The organism is Novosphingobium umbonatum (assembly GCF_004005905.1).
In the GTDB taxonomy this organism is placed as follows: Bacteria; Pseudomonadota; Alphaproteobacteria; order Sphingomonadales; family Sphingomonadaceae; genus Novosphingobium; species Novosphingobium umbonatum.
Genome location: NZ_SACO01000014.1, coordinates 32,686 through 46,851, shown reverse-complemented (window position 1 = coordinate 46,851; position 14,166 = coordinate 32,686). Strand labels below are relative to the sequence as shown.

Genomic DNA, 14,166 nt, shown 5'->3' with positions numbered 1-14,166 from the left:
CTCATTCTCATTGCATCAGACGTTGCAGGGCTTGGTTGGCATCGCGGACAATGGCATTGGCATCTGCCGTGACCAGCAGCCCCCCGCGCACCACAGGGCGCCCGTCCACAAACACATCCCGCGCGGCAGGCGGCGGGGCCAGCACCAAGGCAGCAACAGGGTCCCACGAGCCAGCGCTGGCAGGCGTCTGCATGGGCCAGAGCACCAGATCGGCGCGCTTGCCCAATTCCAGACTGCCGCAATCGCTCCGCCCCAAAATCTGCGCGCCGCCCCGCGTGGCAAGGCGCAGCGCCATGCGCGGCTCCATCGCCTCGGCCCCATGCTGCACGCGCTGGAGCAGCATAGCCTGACGCGCCTCCAGCAGCAGATGGCCGCTGTCATTGCTGGCCGAACCATCCACGCCCAGCCCGACCGGAACGCCCGCCTGCGCCATGGCCTTTACCGGCGCGATGCCCGAACCGAGGCGGCAATTGGAACAGGGACAATGGGCCACGCCGGTTTGCGTTGCGGCGAAAAGCGCGATCTCCGCCTCGTCCAATTGCACGCAATGGGCGTGCCATACATCCTGCCCCACCCAGCCCAGTTCCTGCGCATATTCCCCCGGACGGCAGCCGAACTGCGCCAGCGAATAGGCCACATCATCGCGGTCTTCGGCCAGATGGGTGTGCATCATCACCCCCTTGTCCCGCGCCAGCAGCGCGGCATCGCGCATCAATTCGCGGCTGACCGAGAAGGGCGAGCATGGCGCCACCGCCACCCGCAGCATGGCCCCCTCGCCCGCGTCATGGAACTGGTCGATCACACGGATGCAATCGGCAAGGATCGCGTCCTCCTCCTCCACCACCGAGTCCGGCGGCAGGCCGCCCTTGCTCTGCCCCACGCTCATCGCCCCGCGTGTGGCGTGGAAACGCAGGCCGATGCTCTGGGCCGCTGCGATGGAGTCATCGAGCGTGGAGCCATTGGGAAACAGGTAGAGATGGTCCGAGGACATGGTGCAGCCCGACAGGGCCAATTCGGCCAGCCCCAACTGCGTCGCGGTAAAAATATCCTGCGGCGTATAGCGCGCCCAGATCGGGTATAGCGTCTTGAGCCAGCAAAACAGCGAGGAGGAAGCGCATTCCGGAACCGCCCGCGTCAGGCTTTGATAGAGATGGTGATGGGTGTTGACGAGGCCGGGCGTCACCACACAGCCTCTGGCCTCCACCACCTCATCGGCGCGGGCGATCCAGTCGGCTATTTCCGCGCTGGTGCCTAGGGCCACAATCACCCCATCCTGAAAGGCGATGGCCCCATCACGGATTTCCGTTCCCGCATCATCGATACAGGCCAGAACATCGGCATGAGCCACCACCGTCAGGCGGGAGGGTGCGCTCATTTCGGCGGCGCCTTTTCATAGCGCGGCCAGTTGGTCACCAATTCGCCCACCACTTTGGAGCCAGCGGCATAAAGCGCTTCCAAGGCCGCCGTCATGCCCGAATAGCCTGCATTTTCGCGTGCCATGTTTTCAGCAGGCGTCACGCCCGGCGCAGGCATGGTGAAATTGGAACCGGCGCGCAGCACCATGGCGCGGTTGCGATCAGCGCGGCCGATGCGGGTGAGATATTCAAGGCTCTGGAACGTGCCGGTTTCCTCCATAGCGGAGGTGACGAAAGTGCCTTGACCATGGGTCCAGTATTTCACCCAGTCACGCCCCCATTGGGTCAGCTTTTCGCCATGCCAATAGGTCATCGCCGCCAGTTGGTCGCCCATCATCACCTTGGGCGGGGTCTGGGCCAGCGGATAGCCGGTATAGGTGGCACGCTGCGCCGCGACGGAGGGATCATCGGGCAGTTTGATATCCTTGGTCAGCCCATAGGCCCATTGCGCCAGCGAGGGGTTCAGCGCGAACATCTCGCCATTGGCGGGGGCCGGAGCGGTGCCACCCATCGGATCATCCTCCACCTTGGTCGAACCATGGATGGGGAAATAGCCATATTTCCACTTTGCGGGAATTTCGCGCGCATCGATCTCATGCGCCATATCACCATCCACCACATAGCGCGCCCAAGCAGCACTACCCACCGCGCCAGCCGCAGGGTCAATCCCCGCAATGCCCGCCACCAGCCAATAGGCCTTGGACACGTCCACCCGTTGATCCAGCCCCAGCGCCAGCGTGGCGGTGGCGGATTTGATATTGCCCATGCCGGTCACCATGCCCAGCACTTGAGTTTGCGGGTTGTAATAAAGGTCATGGAAGCCCTGCGGGAAGGCAATCTTCTCACTCAGCCCTGCGCGCTGCTTCCACAATTGAAACTCGCCTGCGGCGTCGCCCTCGTCCTTGCCGATTTCAAACAGCGTCACCACCACCACCTTCACCGGCAGATGCGCTGCGCAGGCAGCGCCCGGTTTGCAAGCGGCTATCGCTTTCAACGCAGCTTTGGCCTTGGCCGTTTCGACGGGCGTGGCCTGCGCTGTGGCACAGGTCAGCGACAGCAGCGAGAGGGTGGAGACAAGAGCCTTGCGGCAGGCGTTACGCATCACAGGTCTTTCGGCAATACAAAGCCCACTCCGGCAGGCAGGCCACCGGATGAGGCATGGCAGGAATGGAAGGAAAAGAGGCGGAGCGCGCCAAGGTGACACGCCCCGCCTGCATTATCAGAACTTGTAGACCAACGAGCCCTGCACGCTGCGGGGCTTTTCGGGAAGCACGATAGTGCTGCCGAACAGTTCGGTGAAGTTCGCACGGAAGTACGTGGCGTTGGTGGCATTCTTCACCACCACGCGGAACAGCCATGGGCCGGTCTTATACGAGGCGGACAGGTCCACCAGCGTATAGGCGGGCAGCTTCACCGCCTGCGACTGGCCCGAATAGACCGAGTCCACCGCCGTAGCGCTGGCGGCAAAGGCAAGGCCATTGTCGAATGCATAGGTGGCCGTGGCCGAGGCCGTGTTGGTGGGGATACCGGCGCGGCGCGACTTTTCCATCGTATTGGTCAACACCAAACCGCCCGGCTGACCGCCCAGATAGAGGTAGGGGTTGGTCACGCCCGTCAGATCCGCAATGCCCAGGAAGCTGAAAGTGCTGCCCGCATTGAAGAACGACAGGTTATACACCTTGGTCTTGGTATAGTTGGCCGAGAGCAGCAGGTGCTTGTCCACCGACCAACGCACTTCGGCTTCGACGCCGCGCGTTTCCACCGACTGGTTGACGGTCGAGGACTGGATCGCGAAATCGGTGCGCTTCTGGTTATAAGTGTCCACGGCGGCATAGAGGCGACCGCCCAGCCACGACCCCTTGATACCCAGTTCCCACATCTTGGACGCCGTCGTCCACTGGTTGTTATTCACGTTCGAGGCATAAACCTCGGCGCCCTGTCCGGCAATCACCGTCGACTGACGCGAGATGGTACCATAGGGGACGAGGCCGTAGGGCAGCTTGTAATTGGCGCTGGCCGACCAGCTCCACAGGCCGTTGGTGTCCTTGCCGCTCTTGTTCGCGGCCACGGTGATCGGGTTCTGCAAGTGGGCATTATCGCTGCCAGTCTGCACGTGGATGCTGTCATAACGCGCGCCCAGCGTGACATCGAGGCCGAACTTGAAATCAAAGTCGGTCAGGGCAGCAAAGGCCGCATCGGTGTAATAGCCGCGCAGATAGTTGGTGTAATCGCAATTGCACTGCGTCGCCAGCGCGCGGGTCGACAGTGCGGTGTAGCCCTTGGTCAGATCGACACGATGGAAATATTCATACGTGTAATCATCGCCATGCAGGAAGTCGGTGTAGCGGATCGACGGGCTGAGCTGGAACTGGAACTTGCCCAGATCATTTTCCACCTTCTTGGTCGCCACAATCTTGTCTTCGATGACATAGGAATTGTGGAACTGGGCAAAACCGTAGGCGTTCTCGTTCAGATTGTCATAGCCGTCATAGAACAGCTGGTTCTTGATCTCCAGCGTGTCCGACGCGTCCCAGATCAGGTCGGCATAGAGCGTGGTGGCCTTGTTCCACAGCTTGTCATTCGGGCCGGTCAGCACATTCTTGCGCGAAAGCGTGGTGGTGCCAGTGTTGTTCACCACCATATATTTGTTGCTGAAGCAGCCATTGGTGATGCTGGAAGCAAACACGCCACCGCCACAGGTAAAGCCACCAAAGGGCGACAGGCCGCCGGGCGACAGATCCTCGATTTCGCGGGCCGAGATCTTGCCGTCACCATTGCTGTCCATCGACAGGGTCGGTTCACCGGTCAGATAGGTGCCATTGTTGACCAGAGCCTGCGTCAGACGGTTCCAGCCGCCATTCTGCTGGCCCTTGTAATTGTGGTACATGCCGCCGAATTCAAGGCGCAGGTTCGAGGTCAGATCAACGTCAAAGCTGGCCTGCAGAATGGTCTGCTTGGTGCTCATGTTGCGATAGTAGGAACCGCTGTCCTCCACTTCGCCATACAGGCTGTAGCCGAATTCCTTGCTGCCGATCTTGCCCGGACCACGGATGGTGGCCGAGAGCACATTCTTGCTCCAGCTACCGCCGGTATAATTCACCTCACCCTCGGCCTTGTCGAGGAACTTGCCCTTGCCCGCGCGCGCCGACTTGGGAACAAAGTTCATGTAGCCGCCGGTCTTGGACGGGCCATAGATCGGCGAGGAAGGACCACGCACGATGTCCACGCGATCCGAAGCGCCCAGCGGGGTGGGATAGTTGCCGGGGTTGTCCAGACGGCGCACGCCACGGAAATAGACTTCACCGGGGGTGCCGCGAATGTCGAGCGCACCGCCAACGCCAAAGAAGGAGTTGGTGAACACGCCGGGCGACTGCGCCATCAGGTCATAGATTTCGGTGGCGCCGAAACGCTCCATCTGTTCCTTCGAAATGGTGGACGCCGAACGGGGCGTTTCCACCAGATTCTTGTTGAAACCAAAGATCGTGCCCACATCCTTGAGCGGCAACGCGCCAAGCGAGCCCTGAACGACGATTTCCTTCTTCTCTTCGCCAGCATCAGCCTCTGCCGCAATGGCATGGCCGGTCAAGGCGGTGCAGGAAAGCAGCGTTACGGCCAGCGTAACCGCGCGGCGAGCGTGAGAGGTGGTAAAACGTCTTTGCATCAAATGCCCCCATGAGAGAGGGAGCGTTGGCGCGGCCCCTGTTGCCGCCCCACCGCTCCAGTGTGAATAGTGACTGAAATCCCCTCCGCTTTTGCCTTGTCGGCTTATCCTGCGGTGTACGCTTTATGGCGCAATCCCTGTCGATTTGGGCGCGGCCATGGCAATTGCGCCACGTTCGAAAGCGGCAAGCCGCGTTTCGAGATCGGCCTGTGCCTTGGCTTTCTCGCTTGCATCAAGCAGCTTTTTGCAGCTTTCCACAGCAAAGGAGACCTTGCAGCCTGCCACCGCCGTGCCGATCCTGCCACCGGCCCACAGGCCGGGGCCACGCAGGAAGCTATATTCCAGACTGGCGCGAGCGGCCTGTTTCAGCTCGCCATAGGTCAGGCCCTGTTCGCGCACGGCGCGCACATATTCGCGCGTCATATCGGTGCGCAACACGCCCGCATCATCGGTGCTCAACACGAAAGGCACGCCCGCGCGGCGATAGAGGCCCAGCGGGTGATCCTTGCCCTTCACGCCCAGAATGACATCATTGCTGGACAGGTTGATCTCCACCGCCACGTGATGGCGGGCCATCTGCGCCAAAGTCTGACGCGAATTGGCCTCATAACCAATGTCCACCCCGTGCCCGATGCGTTCGGCACCGGCAGCCAAGGCCTTGGCAATATGGTCCTGCATGTGCTGGGGCGCGACCAATCCGGGCGCCAGTTCGCCCGCATGCAAAGTGCGGCGCACCTTGGGGTATTTGGCGGAGAGGAAGCGGATCATCGCCATGTGCAAATCGTAATCGGCAAGCGCCAGTTCGGCATCCTCGGGCATCACGATGTTGATGCCGACATAGCGCGGATCACGATCGGCCATGGCGAAGGCCGCCACCAGCGAGCGGAACACTTGCCGCGCGGGCAGCGCCCGCATCGCCTGCCACAGATAATGCACCTTCACCTTGCAGGCAGACTGCGGCGCAGCGCTCTGACAGGCGAGCAAACGTTCCGCCTCAGCCTCGTCGCCGGTCAATTCCACCTGCGCCTTATCCATCACCGGACCCAGCGCGGCCAGTTCCTCGGCATAAAGCGCGGGGATTTCGGCCTCGGTCATGCCTTTGGCAGGCGCCTGCATCACATGGGCCGACAGAGCGTTGGTGTTATGGTCCAGCTCCAGATAGGACACTTGTTCCAAAGCCGCATTGCGCCGCACCGAGGCCAACATTTTCCCCGTGGCAATATGGGCGATGGGCGCAAACTGCCCAAAGGTTTGAAAGAACTGGTCATGGCCGGAACGCTCGTTGCGCCCCACACCCAATTGCCAGCCACGGGTGGAAAAGCTGTCAATCAGGCGCGAGGGCGCATCCGAGCCTTGCGGCTGCGGAAGGCTGAGCGCGCGTTCGGCGGGACATGGCGGCGGCACGACCGTCAGACCATCGGCGCTGGCGCAATAGCCCGCCTGCGCGCCCCATGCGATATAATCCTCGGCCCAGATCGCGCCGGACAGATGGTTATGCAGATCGCCGCCCTTGGGCATGGGCCGCAGGAATTGATGCAAAGCCAGTGGATCATCGGCCAGCTTGGCCATGATAGCCGCGACAGCCTGTTCGCCCGAAGCGGCGGGCTTGCCAGCGGGCGCCGCATGGGCCGCAACAGCCAGCCCAGCCATGCACGCGACACCCAGCCGCAAACCAGCCTTGCCTGCCCGATCAAACCCCACAAATGCCCCCTGTTGCGCCCGTTATCCCTGCAGCGGCCACCAGCCCTGCTCCAATTTGGATGACGCCCCTGCCTTAAACACGTAATCATTGCAATCAAACGCAATGAATCTCACAGCCCGTTGCAAAAAACAGAGCACTTTGCCAGATTGCCACTTCCGGTCGCAAAATGAGAGCACCCCAAATGCCCGCCTTCTCCCGCTTTCTGCGCTATTTTCTGGTGGTTGGTCGCTGTGGCTCGATCCGCAAGGCTGCCGATGAACTCAATGTCTCGGCTTCGGCCATCGACCGGCAGATCCTGAATGCCGAGGCCGAATTGGGCATGCCCCTGTTCGAGCGCCTGCCCACCGGCCTACGCCTGACGGCGGCGGGCGAGATTTTGATGGCGGCGGGGGGCAAATGGCAGAAGTCCTTGCAAGAGGTACGCACTCAGGTGGACGATCTGCGCGGCCTGAAGCGCGGCCATGTGGAAATTGCCATCATCCACGCGCTGACCAAGGGAACTATCCCCGCGATCATCACCGCGATCCATCAGCGTTATCCCGGCATCAGCGTGGGCCTGCGCGTGCTGGACAGCGAAGCGATCCGACTGGTGGTGGCCGAGGGCGAGGTGGATTTCGGCATATGCTTCGAGCCGCAATCGATCCGCGACCTGACCGTGCGCGCCTATGCCGAAGTGCATCTGGGCTTTGTCTCGCTGCCCGACCACCCTTTGGCCCGACGTGGCAGCGCGCGTTTTTCAGCCGCCGCCGATCTACCGATGATCCTTCCCGCACCGCCATTGGCCGTGCATCATCAGGTGGCCGTGCTGGAGGCCGCAACGCAGATGCCGCTCAACAAGGTCAGCACTTCGGACAATATCCAGATGATCACCTCGATGGTGCAGGCGGGACTTGGGGTGGGCGTGCTGACCTCGCTGGATGTGGCGACCGAAGTGGCATCGGGCCAACTGGCCTTTACCCGCATCACCGACCCCATTCTGAAACCCTTGATCCTTGCCCTGTGTACCGCCAGTTCGCGCGCGCCATCCTATGCCGCCGATCTGGTTCTGAGCGAGATCCAGCAGGGCTTTGCCGCGCTGGGCTATCAAGCAGCGGCGGATTAACTCGCGCAGGAAGTCGCCAGCATCCGCAGCCGCATCTTGCCCAGATCGGGCACGTCCAGCGTATCGACATTGACGCTACGGTCGATCGCGTCAGCGCCAAAACAATGGGCTAGGTCGATCACTTCGGGTGCAATCTGGCGACGCAGGTGCAGCGAATAGAAGGTACGCACCCGTGGCGATGCCGGTTCATGCACATTCTGGTCCACCACCATCGCCAAGCGCCCCGTGCGCAAAGCCACCACGGAGCCGATGGGATAGATACCCAAGGCCTGCTCCAAAGCGATCAGGATATCCGGATCATAGGCGCCATGGTCCGCCTTCATCTTTTCCAGCGCACTGGCCGGATCAAGGCCGGTCGAGCCGTCCAGATCGTTCACCAGATCATCGAAACTGTCGCAAACCGCCGCCATCCGGCCAAGCAGGCTCACGTCCTCGCCTTTGAGGCCTTGGGGATAGCCGGTACCATCCATCCGCTCGTGATGCTCATAGGCCGCCCGCGCCACCTCGGGGTCAAAATTGCTGCCCAGAATGAAGTCATAGCTATATTGCACATGTTCCCGCTGAATATTGGCGGGAATCAGATGCGGGTCGCCACCATAATCGGCCAGATTGACCGGCAGCATGCCAAGGCCGGTGTCCAGCAGCAGCCCGACGGTCCCCGCCTGATGCACCTGCACCGGATGCAGCTTCAAGGTACAGCCCAAAGCCACCATCAAAGCGCTGGTCGCCAAGGCGTGGCGATAAAGATATTCAATGTCGCGCTTGCATCGCATCAAGCCATCGAAAGCATGCGGGTTACGTTGGACCGAGGCGAAGATGTCCTCGATCACCGGTTGTACCAGTTCAGGCTGCACTGTCTTTCGCAACCGCATATCAAGGAACACGCGGGACACGACACGGGCACCATGTTCGGCCACTTGCTCTGCGCGGTGGAATTCCTGCTGGATCGTGCTGGGCGTCAACAGGCCGAGCCGCGCTTTCAACGCCGCCACCGCTCCGCCACCGCCGGGCAGGCCTGTGGGCTGCACCACATCGGGTTCGGGTGCGCGACGCCAACGGCTTTTGATCGTGGGCGCAGGCGTGGCGGGCAAGGTGCCGTCCACATCCCGCCCCTTTTCCGTATCAATAACAATGCCGGTCAGATCGCTATTGTGCAATTGCTCCAGCCGGACCGCATCGGTCAGCAGAAAACGCGATTTCCAAAAGGGATGGCTGAACCAGCTGCCCTCCAGCTTGTGGATGAACATGCCGATCCGCGCCTGTGTGGGGTCAATCCGCTTGAGCATGTCGGGTGATTTCAGGTCTCGATTGCTTGATTATTGGGGGGCGACTTTTATCGTTTTGCCCCAGAAAAGGCATAGATTCCGCATGATAGGACATCAGGGGAAGTCCGTATTTTTCTGGTTACAGCGCCGCTTCGCGCTTTGCCGTATGGCCTTGACCACCGGATAAAGCCAAGGCGTAGGCCGGTAGAGATCAGGAAGGGGTTGAAATATGCTGCGGAAAATGGGCCGGATTTGCCTGCAACTGGCTTTGGGCACCGCGCTTACCCTGCCCTGCACACCCGTTTTCGCCTCGCCCGCAAAGGCAATGGGCGTGAAGGCAACGGAAAAGCCATCCATCGAAAAACGTTCAACGGTCCAGAAGCGAAAGGTCATCATTGATCAGGACGCTTTTGAAGGACCCGGCCTGCAGCCCATCCTGATGCTGCTAGCCGATCCCTCGGTGGAAGTTCTGGGCATCACCACCGTCACCGGCGATGGCTGGCAAGCGGAGGAGACCGCCGCGACCCTGCGTATGCTGGAACTGGTAGGGCGCAAGGATGTTCCCGTGATTGCGGGGGCGACCTATCCCTTGGTCAACACCAAGGCGCTGACCAACCGGCGCGAGGCTTTGTATGGGCCGATGCCCTACAAGGGCGCGTGGATGGATGCATGGCCATCCTATAACACCATCGCCCGCCGCGCGCCTCACGCCGCCGATGTGGTGCCCGCCATGCCGGAAGGCATGCCGACCACCCGCCCCCTGCCGATCAGCGCCGCGCAATTCATGGTGGAACAGGTACGCCGCTATCCGGGGGAAGTGACTATCCTGGCCATGGGACCGCTGACTAACCTCGCGCTGGCGGCGCGGATGGACGAGGATTTCGCGCCCAAGGTGAAAGAGGTGGTGACCGAGGGCGGCAATCTGCTGGGGCAGGATCTGGGCGGGCAACAGGATGAGTTCGACATGCAGGTGGCCTTTGCCCCGCGCATGTCATTCAACCATTTCTTTGACCCAGAGGCCGCACATATCATGTTTACCGCGCCTTGGCCCAAGCTGACGCTGGTGACCAATGACGCGACCAAGGGCGCGATCGGCACGCAGGACTTGCTGGACCGTGCCACGGCCAGCGGATCACCCGCCGCGCGCTATGTAAAACAGATTGCGCAGGCCAATTACCCCCTGTGGGATGAATTGCAGGCGGCCGTGTGGTTGGATCCTGCGATTGTGACGCGCAAAGGGCGTCTGGCCATGGATGTCGACCTGATGCAAGGCGCCAATTATGGCGCGTTGTTGACCTGGCCCCTGGACCGCGGCCCCGGTCTGGGCGAGCGCGAGGTGGAGGTCGTCTATGCAGTCGACAACCGGAAGCTGGCCGAGATGTTTGTGCAATTGATCGGGCGATAGAAGCGCTCGCAGTGCAGGTCATAGCCAAGGGGCGAATCACCCCCTGACTCGGTCACATGCGCGGCAAATTGGTGCTGATACAAAATTGGGCAAATCCCCCAGCCTCATACAAAGTGTTGACATAAAGTATAAAAATGTCAGTGGCATAGCCGAATGGATTCAAGAAACTCGCTGGGATCGGCAATGCGCAAAAGTGACGAAATTTCATGCCCGTGTTTCAACAAAGATGCGCCTGAGCGCGCGTCTGACAACGCTGACAGCCTTCTAGACTGAAATATCCCGGCATTTTGGGTCACCCATGGTGTTTTTGACGATATTCGTGAAACGGGGTGAAAAATGGCTGTCGCCAAAAAATTGCGAGAAATCAAAGCGAAGGACTGATTTTTCCTTTGTAAATCCGCTCATTAGAAGTCAGCATCCCTACTAGAGAATTGAGCAAGACCTCACACCAAGCAGCCAGAAATATGGTTTGCGGGACCGCGAAAGTCTTACCAACTCCCATGATTTCCGTAGGCTCTGACCAAAGGAAAATCTTATGACCACCTTCAATGTCAGCACCACTGCCCAACTCGAAAAGGCCCTAAGCTCCGCAGTTGATGGCGACATCATTGCTCTGGCATCTGGCGATTATTCAGGATTAGTGATCAGCAACATAAACATTGATGGTAATGTCACCATAACTTCGGCAGATGCCAGCAACCCTGCCGTTTTGACCGACCTGTCCGTCAAGAACAGCAGTGGCATCACCTTCTCCAATCTCGACTTTTACGAAGAAGATGCGGGGACCTATTGGAACTTCACGATCACCAACTGCTCCGATATCGCCATCGACAATGTTACATTGCACGGGCCGGACAATGTGGGTTCAGGCGAAGAATCTCAAATACTTCTTATTCGCAACAGCTCCGGCGTCAGCGTAACCAACTGTGAATTCTACAACCTCTATTCTGGACTTAACCTGCTGGATTGCGACGGCATCACGGTTTCCAATAATAGTTTTCACGATATTCGTATGGACGGCATTCGTGGTGGCGGAAATTCCAATATTGTAATTTCCTCCAATTACTTCACCGATTTTTACCCCGCATCGGGTGATCATGGCGACTGTATCCAGTTCTGGACCACAAACACCACCACCGCCGCATCCAACATCACCATTACCGACAATCTGTTCGTCCGGGGCGACGGGGCAGCCGTCCAGGGCATTTTCATGCGCGACGAGGTCGGTGGTCTGTCCTATCAAAATGTGACCATTGCCGACAATGTGATGCTGGGCACACTGTATCAGGGCATCACCGCCGGAGGCGTGGCAAGCGGAACGGTATCCGACAATATCGTGGTTGGATATGCTGACCAGAAATCCTGGATTTACATGCTGACGGCGTCCAGCGCGCTTACCTTCAGCGATAATATTGCGACCACCTATCTCACGGATTCCAGCACGCTTTCCGCCGTGGCGTCGGGCGACAATGTGAAATTGGCAATCAACACCGGTTCCTGGGGCAGCTACATTCTGGATTGGGCTGCAACCCATGATCTGGTATCCACACAGCTGAACAGCTTGACCGAGGCAGCGCTTTACGCCTCTTTCGGCACGACCAGTTCGGTTACCGCCACGACCGGCTATTCCTCGGCTGTCGGCACCGATGCCAACGACAGCCTGAGCGCAACATCAACCGGCTACACCTATGTCTACGGCGCGGCCGGTTCTGACAAATTGTATGATACAGCCGCTGGCCATAATTATTTGATGGGCGGCGACGGCAACGACACCTACTATATCTATTCCTCCACCACGACAGTCATCGAAGCCAGCGATGGCGGAACCGACAGTGTGGTCGCCTATGCCAATTATACGTTGGCGGAAAATGTCGAAACCCTCACGCTGGGCACCGGCAATCTGACCGTATACGGCAATGATCAGGACAACCGTATCAACGGCTCTTCCGGCGACGAAACTATTTACGGCATGGACGGCGCCGACGCCATCGTTGGCGGCAGCGGCAATGACACAATTTACGGAGGCAATGGCGCCGACATCCTTTATGGCAATGCAGGCAATGACATCATCTATGGCGATGCCGGCAATGACATTCTCTATGGCGCCGAAGGCAATGACACCCTGTATGGAGGCGCGGGCGATGACCGTCTGGAGGGCGGCGCGGGTGCGGACATCCTGACCGGCGGCGATGGCAAGGACCAGTTCCTGTTCCGCACCACCGATCTGGGTTCAACCGACATCATCACCGATTTCACCCATGGCACAGACGCCATTTCGCTGAGCGTCATCGACGCCAACACCAAGACAACGGCCGATGATGCCTTTACCTTCATTGGCACCTCGGCCTTCACCAACACGGCGGGCGAACTGCGTTACGTGCAATCAGGCGGCAACACCTACATCTATGCCGACGTCAATGGCGACGGGGTTGCCGACCTCACCATCGAACTGCTGGGCAGTTACACCATGACCAAAAGCGATTTCTATCTCTGATCCCCAGGCACAAGGAGTCTGGTCTGCCCCCATCGGATCAGGCTCTTTGTGCACCAGCAACACTTCTTTACAGAGCGGAAGGTAAAGCGAAAACACAGGCGGTTACATAGAATGGCATAGCAACGCAGAGCCTATCGCCATGATCCATTCCCGACCCCCGATCCAATTCATGCCCGATGGGTGACGTGCCTGCTATTCGACACAGGCTGCGGGCCATATCCGCAGCTCGCCATGCATCGCGCGCCCTTACCCCCTCCATACGCAGCGCGTGATGTCTGGTGCGCCTGATGGCTCCCCCGATCCCGTGGCCGTCGGGCAAACTTGATGCCCCGTGCCGGACGTTCTATGTCTGGCGCGGGGCACATTTTCTTCGCTCAAGTCCGCCGATCCGGCCGGCAGCAAACTGGTTTAACAATGTCTGCAAAATCGATCCTGCTGGTTGAAGATGATCCCGCGCTCCGCCTGCTGACGGCGCGGGCGCTGCGTGCCAATGGCTATGAAGTGCGCACCGCCAGTACCGGCGCGGAAATGTGGGTGCTGCTGGAAAATGCACCGGCTGATCTGATCGTGCTGGACATCATGCTGCCCGGCACGTCGGGCATAGAGTTGTTCCGCCGCCTGCGCCGTGAAGGCGATACGCCGATCATCTTCGTCTCCGCCCGTGGCAGCGAGGAAGACCGCGTGCTGGGGCTGGAATTGGGGGCGGACGATTATCTGCCCAAACCTTTCAGCGCGCGCGAACTGGTGGCGCGTATCGGCGCGGTGCTGCGCCGTGGCGGCGGGGAGAGCGAAAAGCCCTCCACCCGCCGCGATGTCACCTTTGATGGCTGGACCCTCTCGCTAACCCGCCATGAATTGCGCAGCCCCGAAGGCACGTTGGTGGACCTGACCGGCGCGGAATTCGATCTGCTCTCCACCTTTATCGACCATGCACAACGTGTAATCGGGCGCCAGCGCCTGATCGAACTGTCGCGCACCCGCCTGTCCGACAGTTCGGATCGCAGCATCGACGTGCTGGTCAGCCGTTTGCGCCGCAAGCTGTCGGGCGACAGTGGCCAGTCGCCCATCGCCACCGTGCGCGGCATCGGTTATATGTTCACCGCCGAGGTCAGCAAACTTTGA

The 14,166-nt window shown here is 60.0% G+C and carries 9 protein-coding genes; 4 read left to right on the top strand and 5 right to left on the bottom strand.

Annotation, left to right across the window (positions count from 1 at the left end):
* Positions 1–7: 7 nt before the first annotated feature.
* From EOE18_RS15465 to EOE18_RS15450, 4 genes are all read right to left on the bottom strand, one after another.
* Positions 8–1,375: an 8-oxoguanine deaminase gene (locus tag EOE18_RS15465; protein ID WP_127711174.1), complete on the bottom strand. Its 1,368-nt coding sequence runs from the start codon at positions 1,373–1,375 to the stop codon at positions 8–10.
* Positions 1,372–2,517 carry a purine nucleoside permease gene (locus tag EOE18_RS15460; protein WP_127711172.1) on the bottom strand — a complete coding sequence of 382 codons (1,146 nt, stop codon included), beginning with the start codon at positions 2,515–2,517 and terminating at the stop codon, positions 1,372–1,374. The genes EOE18_RS15465 and EOE18_RS15460 overlap by 4 nt, the downstream gene beginning before the upstream one ends.
* A 117-nt stretch (positions 2,518–2,634) precedes the next feature.
* On the bottom strand, positions 2,635–5,076 hold the full coding sequence (locus EOE18_RS15455; protein ID WP_127711170.1) for a TonB-dependent siderophore receptor: 2,442 nt from the start codon (positions 5,074–5,076) through the stop codon (positions 2,635–2,637).
* A gap of 123 nt (positions 5,077–5,199) precedes the next feature.
* The gene (locus EOE18_RS15450; protein ID WP_127711168.1) at positions 5,200–6,726 is read right to left on the bottom strand and encodes an amidohydrolase family protein; all 1,527 of its coding nucleotides are present in this window, start codon (positions 6,724–6,726) and stop codon (positions 5,200–5,202) included.
* A 233-nt stretch (positions 6,727–6,959) separates the two neighbouring features.
* Here EOE18_RS15450 and EOE18_RS15445 point away from each other — a divergent pair, with 233 nt between their 5' ends.
* Positions 6,960–7,880 (top strand): LysR family transcriptional regulator, encoded by a 921-nt coding sequence (locus EOE18_RS15445; protein ID WP_127711166.1) that lies wholly within the window; start codon positions 6,960–6,962, stop codon positions 7,878–7,880.
* Here EOE18_RS15445 and EOE18_RS15440 read toward each other — a convergent pair.
* Positions 7,877–9,166, bottom strand: coding sequence for an HD-GYP domain-containing protein (locus EOE18_RS15440; protein WP_127711164.1), 1,290 nt, complete (start codon positions 9,164–9,166; stop codon positions 7,877–7,879). The genes EOE18_RS15445 and EOE18_RS15440 overlap by 4 nt on opposite strands.
* A 208-nt stretch (positions 9,167–9,374) precedes the next feature.
* Between EOE18_RS15440 and EOE18_RS15435 the strand changes: the two genes are divergently transcribed.
* From EOE18_RS15435 to EOE18_RS15425, 3 genes are all read left to right on the top strand, one after another.
* Positions 9,375–10,550, top strand: a complete 1,176-nt coding sequence (locus EOE18_RS15435) for a nucleoside hydrolase (protein ID WP_246027474.1) — start codon at positions 9,375–9,377, stop codon at positions 10,548–10,550.
* A 535-nt stretch (positions 10,551–11,085) separates the two neighbouring features.
* Positions 11,086–13,044 carry a right-handed parallel beta-helix repeat-containing protein gene (locus EOE18_RS15430; protein ID WP_127711162.1) on the top strand — a complete coding sequence of 653 codons (1,959 nt, stop codon included), beginning with the start codon at positions 11,086–11,088 and terminating at the stop codon, positions 13,042–13,044.
* 414 nt (positions 13,045–13,458) lie between these two features.
* The gene (locus EOE18_RS15425) at positions 13,459–14,166 is read left to right on the top strand and encodes a response regulator transcription factor (protein ID WP_127711160.1); all 708 of its coding nucleotides are present in this window, start codon (positions 13,459–13,461) and stop codon (positions 14,164–14,166) included.

Excerpts from the sequence above, each read along its gene's own strand:
- EOE18_RS15430 (WP_127711162.1), top strand. The coding sequence starts at position 11,086 with ATGACCACCTTCAATGTCAGCACCACTGCCCAACTCGAAAAGGCCCTA.
- EOE18_RS15445 (WP_127711166.1), top strand. The coding sequence starts at position 6,960 with ATGCCCGCCTTCTCCCGCTTTCTGCGCTATTTTCTGGTGGTTGGTCGC.
- EOE18_RS15455 (WP_127711170.1), bottom strand. The coding sequence starts at position 5,076 with ATGCAAAGACGTTTTACCACCTCTCACGCTCGCCGCGCGGTTACGCTG.
- EOE18_RS15465 (WP_127711174.1), bottom strand. The coding sequence starts at position 1,375 with ATGAGCGCACCCTCCCGCCTGACGGTGGTGGCTCATGCCGATGTTCTG.
- EOE18_RS15460 (WP_127711172.1), bottom strand. The coding sequence starts at position 2,517 with ATGCGTAACGCCTGCCGCAAGGCTCTTGTCTCCACCCTCTCGCTGCTG.
- EOE18_RS15450 (WP_127711168.1), bottom strand. The coding sequence starts at position 6,726 with ATGGCTGGGCTGGCTGTTGCGGCCCATGCGGCGCCCGCTGGCAAGCCC.
- EOE18_RS15435 (WP_246027474.1), top strand. The coding sequence starts at position 9,375 with ATGCTGCGGAAAATGGGCCGGATTTGCCTGCAACTGGCTTTGGGCACC.
- EOE18_RS15440 (WP_127711164.1), bottom strand. The coding sequence starts at position 9,166 with ATGCTCAAGCGGATTGACCCCACACAGGCGCGGATCGGCATGTTCATC.
- EOE18_RS15425 (WP_127711160.1), top strand. The coding sequence starts at position 13,459 with ATGTCTGCAAAATCGATCCTGCTGGTTGAAGATGATCCCGCGCTCCGC.